The 4,766-nt window shown below is 26.5% G+C and carries 5 protein-coding genes; 3 read left to right on the top strand and 2 right to left on the bottom strand.

Annotated features, from left to right (window positions below; all coding sequences use genetic code 11):
• The first annotated feature begins 541 nt into the window (after positions 1-541).
• From LS64_RS11920 to LS64_RS11930, 3 genes are read left to right on the top strand one after another with little or no spacing between them, the layout of a single operon-like run.
• Complete coding sequence (locus LS64_RS11920) at positions 542-820, top strand: hypothetical protein (RefSeq protein WP_034569771.1); 279 nt, start codon at positions 542-544, stop codon at positions 818-820.
• A gap of 8 nt (positions 821-828) precedes the next feature.
• Positions 829-1,095, top strand: a complete 267-nt coding sequence (locus LS64_RS11925; RefSeq protein ID WP_118949285.1) for a type II toxin-antitoxin system YafQ family toxin — start codon at positions 829-831, stop codon at positions 1,093-1,095.
• A 12-nt stretch (positions 1,096-1,107) separates the two neighbouring features.
• Positions 1,108-3,081 (top strand): relaxase/mobilization nuclease domain-containing protein, encoded by a 1,974-nt coding sequence (locus LS64_RS11930; protein ID WP_118949286.1) that lies wholly within the window; start codon positions 1,108-1,110, stop codon positions 3,079-3,081.
• A 4-nt stretch (positions 3,082-3,085) separates the two neighbouring features.
• Here LS64_RS11930 and LS64_RS11935 read toward each other — a convergent pair whose 3' ends face one another.
• Positions 3,086-3,832, bottom strand: a complete 747-nt coding sequence (locus tag LS64_RS11935; RefSeq protein ID WP_034573123.1) for a DNA-methyltransferase — start codon at positions 3,830-3,832, stop codon at positions 3,086-3,088.
• Between the two features lie 25 nt (positions 3,833-3,857).
• Entirely contained in the window at positions 3,858-4,571 is a 714-nt protein-coding gene (locus LS64_RS11940; RefSeq protein ID WP_034573121.1) for a hypothetical protein, read from the bottom strand.
• Between the last annotated feature and the right edge of the window lie 195 nt (positions 4,572-4,766).

Consider the following 4,766-nt stretch of genomic DNA (forward strand, 5'->3'; position numbering starts at 1 on the left):
AAAAATAAGAAAAAATTTGCTAGTTTTTAGAATCTAAATTGCAAGTTTGTATAAAAATTCTTGTAAAAAATATAAAAAATTAATGGTAAATTTTAGAAAAATGCTGGTAAAAAATCTAAAAAACTTGTAAAAAGATTCTAAATTCTAGTAAATATCTATAATAAAGGTGTGAAAAAATATTTAAAAGTTAGAATCTAAATTGCAAGTAAAAATATTAAAATTTCTATCTAGTTTTATAAATTCTAGTTTGCAAGTATTTTTCTAGCTTTAAAATTATTTTTTCATATTTATTGCAAATTTTTTAAAATTTCTTTTCCTTTTTAATGAATATTAAAAATTAGATACAAACTGCGTTGGTGTCGGCTTTTAGACTACCTTTTGTATATACAAAAGGGTTATCCTGCTATTAATTTTACTATACAATCTTATTGACAAACTTTAAAAATCATCTTAGAATCATAGTTACAAAAAATTTGTAGAAATTTACAAAATTTTTGAATTTTTTTGTGAAATTCTGCAAAAATATATTAAGGGGTGTATTATGACTTATAAACTGCGACTTGAAAATGCTAATGAAAATTTTTTAAAAGAAATTAGAGAATTAGCGAAAAAATCTAATGTTAAATTGCGTTTGCTAAATCCAAATAGAAAAACGACCATTAAAGAATTTAAAGAGTGGGTAAAAGAGAGAAACCCTGAAAAAATGCCAACTGATAGATTGCGAAAGGCTTTGTATGAAAGTGAAAATATTTTGGAGCATCCAAATGAGTATAAATCGTATCGAAGCATTAGTGATTTAAAAAGAAACTTAGAATCTTAGAGTGCCAAATGAAATGCGAAGTAAAGTTTTCAAGTGCGTTTAAAACTTCTTTTAAAAAAATAAGCGATAAAGATAAAGAATTATTTTATGAAGTTTTAGAAAAAATAGGGAATAATGAAGTCTTGGATGAAAAATATAAAAATCATAAATTGCAAGGCGATTATAAAGATTGTTTTGAATGCCACATAAAATCCTATTTATTATTAATTTATAGAAAAGTAGAAAATATTTTAATATGTGTAGATATAGGAAACAAAAGCGATTTATTTAAATAAAAGGATTCTAAAATGAGTTTTGATATAGGAAAATACAAACGAGTAGAATCTTTTTTACTAGATTTTGAAAAAGTAAAAAATACAATTTTTAAAAAGAAAAAAGAATATGAAAAACCACCAGCAAATTTGCATTTACTAAAAAAGCATAGCAGTATTGAAAAATCACGACCAAAACAAGCTGTTGTAAAACTACTTTCAAATTTAAATCCGCAAGGAATTAAAAACGCTTTAAAATATACAATTACAAATTCTTTAGAAAATTTTGCAATAAATCAATATGGCGAAAAACAAAGTATGCAAGAAATTTTTAAAGAATGGGAAATGGATTTCACAGGCAAGAAAAATGCTAAGGAAGCTTGGCATCTATGTTTCAGCATAAATGAATCACTAAACAATAAAAATTTATACGCACTAGAGCAAAGTGTAAAAACAACTTTAGAAAAAAATTTCTACAATCACAAATATTGCTATGTAATTCACACTCACCAAAATAAACCACACATCCACGTCTTAGTAAATAAAAATGATATGTTTAGCCACAAAAAATTACATTTTAATGACAAAAACGAAATAAAAAATTTCTTTAATACCTTGCGAAATGATTTCTGCGATGGCTTAAATTATTATGGATTAAACTACTACAACGCATATAAAAGTGAAAAAACTAACTTTTTAGAGCAGAATCTAAATTCATTTCTTTATAAAGATTCTAATCAATTAAATATCGTTACACATTTAGAAAAAACTGCGGATAGAATCTATAAAAAGATAGATAATTATGAAAATAAATTAAACAAAAAAGATTCTAAACTAGACAATCTTTATGCCCTGCGTGATAAATATTTTAAAGAATTAGAAAAATATAAGCTAAATCCTAGAGACGAACTAGAATTAAACAAATATCAAAGAAATAAAAAATATAAACAAAGAAATGAAATATGGAATGAAATAAAGATTCTAAGTAAAGAAATAAAGCAACAACACAATGCCACAAAAAAACAAAACTACTTCTATAAAAAAGAAATAAACAAACTCCACAATATAGCCAAAGATATAGAATCTAAAATGCAAAATGTGCGAGATAAATTTGTAAAAAATCAACAAGAATTTTTCGCTGATTTGCGAGAAAAAGATTCTTATATCAATTATTTGCAAACTTATAAGAAATACGCTTCCACTGAAAATATTATCGCCCTAAAAAATATTCAAAAAGAAATGCGATTAAATTCACAAAATATTTTTGAAAATATCAAAAACTTTATAAATTTAGATAAAAAGATTTTAGATTCTATAATTGCAAATAAAGATTCTAACGCACAAAATCTAAACACAAATTATGCCCTGCGTAAGCTTCTTGGCACAAAGTTAAGTGCAAAAGCCCTAATAGATTCTAAAAAAAATATAGATAAATTTTTCCACATTTTAAAATCAATGGATAGATATGTAATGATTAAAAGAAATGAAATGAGTGAAGATTCATTCCAGCATTACTACAAACTTTTAAAAGAAAATTCCCACACAATTTCACTAATTTTAAATGAAAAACTGCAAAACTTAGAATCTTTATTTAAAAATCCACAAGAAATAAATCAATATGACAATAAATCATTGCGATATTTGCAAAAAGAATTAAACGTTTTAAAAAAATATATAGAATCTAATGACAATGTGAAACATGATATGAAATATCTACAAGACTTTGAAAATAAAACAAAATTACAGAATCTAAATACAATTTTGCAAGTCGTGCGACAAAACATACTAGAGCAAAACGCAAAATTAAAAGCTAAGGCTAAGATTCTAAACGCAGAATCTAAGCAAAAAGATTCTAAAAATATTCAAAAAACTACGCAAAATATTTCTCAAACTCAAACACAAAATCAAAATAAAAACACACAAACTTTACACAAAAATATAGAATCTAACTCGCAAAATAACAAAAAAGATTCTAAAAAATCACAACAAAATCAAGGTTTTAGCAGATAAATTTCTAAAAATTCACAATTCTTTTTAAAGATTTCTCATAATATTCTTTATTTATTTCAGTGGCGATATAGAATCTATTATTTCTAATCGCAGAAATGATTTCACTTCCAGCCCCTGCAAATGGAATAAAAATTAAATCGCCCACGTTTGAATGCGTTTGTATGATTCTATCGCATAGCTTTTGTGCTTTTATAGTTGGGTGGAAACATCGCTCCTTGCTTGATTGACTTGCTTCAGCAATATCTATCCACACATTTGAAATTCTTTTGTGCGTATTTTTTCGTGGTTTGCCATTTGCTCCTAAATCTTTTCGCAAAGATTTTTCATTGCTATAAGGAATGTTAAATGTATAATTTTCACTTTTTGTAAGAAATAAAAAATCTTCTCTAGCCGACATATAATTTTTTTTGCTCCCCCTGCCACGAGTATTTCTTTGCGTTACCCAATTTTTGATTTTAAAAAGTTTGTTATCTTCAATCATAATCGCAAGTCTAGCAAAACTCAAAGGTTTAATTCCCACGCCGCCCCAAAGAATTAATGTGCCACTTTCTTTTAAAATGCGTTTAGATTCTAAAAGCCAAGTTTTGCTCCATTGCAAATATTCATTCACATTTTTAAAGATTCCAAAATCAAACTCGCCACAAATTTCAAAATAAGGGGGGTCAGCAATGATTAAATCAATGCTATTAGAATCTAATTTTTTCATAAAAGAAATCGCATCGGTATTGTGAAAAGTTTTAGAATCTATCATTTTTTACCTTTTAATATTATAAAATCTAGCGAGAAAAGCCTTTGTCTTTGTCTTGCGATTTAGATTCTAAAGATTTAGATTCCAAAGATTTTTCGTAGATTTTTATTTTTTCGTGTGAGATTTTTAGCATTTCTTCTACTTCTTTTCTACCTTGTATTAATCCTTTTATGTAGCCATTTTTCATTTGTTTGTCACAATATTCACAAAAACCTTTATAAGATTCTAAAGCTACTTTATCGCCTTTATCTTTTGTGATTAAATCAAATTGATTTTGTATTCTTTTAACTTCTCTATTTGATAAGATTTCATTGTATTTGTCATTTGTATCTTGAGTTTTTACTCTTTGCTCGAAATAATCTAATTTTAATCGTTTTTGCTCTTCGAGTTCGTCTCGATTGATTCCTTGAATTGCAGAATTTCTTTCGTCAATGCTTTGTTTTCTTGTATCGATTTCCTTAACAATTTCAGCTCTAGCTCCGCTTCGTCTGCTCTCTGCTTGGAGTATTTCACTAATGCTTCCATTATGTGTGGCGGTGTAAAGTCCTGTATCACTTTCAATGCTTGTGGATTGTTCTTGTTCTCCACTATTATTTGTATTATTTTGTCCATGTCCTGTTTTGGTGGTATCGGGCAATTTGATTGTGGGTGTATCGGTTGCGTCATGTTCTTTTCCTTTCATTCCTAAGCTTCTTAACAAAAGCTCCATAAAACTCAAATCTTTTTCATTCTTTTCAGCCATTTTCATTCCTTAAATATATTTTATAGATTCTAAAATTAGATTCTATAAAAATACATTTAAGTTTTGAAAAATGTTATTCTAGCATATTTTTATATGTTTAGAATCTGCTTTACAGCCTTTTTGATTTCATTTACTTTTGGTAAGCCGAAACGCTTTTTTTTATTGCCATTGATAAAAAAATCAAAAAATACTTCT

This window comes from Helicobacter saguini, assembly GCF_000762875.2.
Taxonomy (GTDB): Bacteria; Campylobacterota; Campylobacteria; order Campylobacterales; family Helicobacteraceae; genus Helicobacter_A; species Helicobacter_A saguini.

Excerpts from the sequence above, each read along its gene's own strand:
- LS64_RS11920 (WP_034569771.1), top strand. The coding sequence starts at position 542 with ATGACTTATAAACTGCGACTTGAAAATGCTAATGAAAATTTTTTAAAA.
- LS64_RS11925 (WP_118949285.1), top strand. The coding sequence starts at position 829 with ATGAAATGCGAAGTAAAGTTTTCAAGTGCGTTTAAAACTTCTTTTAAA.
- LS64_RS11930 (WP_118949286.1), top strand. The coding sequence starts at position 1,108 with ATGAGTTTTGATATAGGAAAATACAAACGAGTAGAATCTTTTTTACTA.
- LS64_RS11935 (WP_034573123.1), bottom strand. The coding sequence starts at position 3,832 with ATGATAGATTCTAAAACTTTTCACAATACCGATGCGATTTCTTTTATG.
- LS64_RS11940 (WP_034573121.1), bottom strand. The coding sequence starts at position 4,571 with ATGGCTGAAAAGAATGAAAAAGATTTGAGTTTTATGGAGCTTTTGTTA.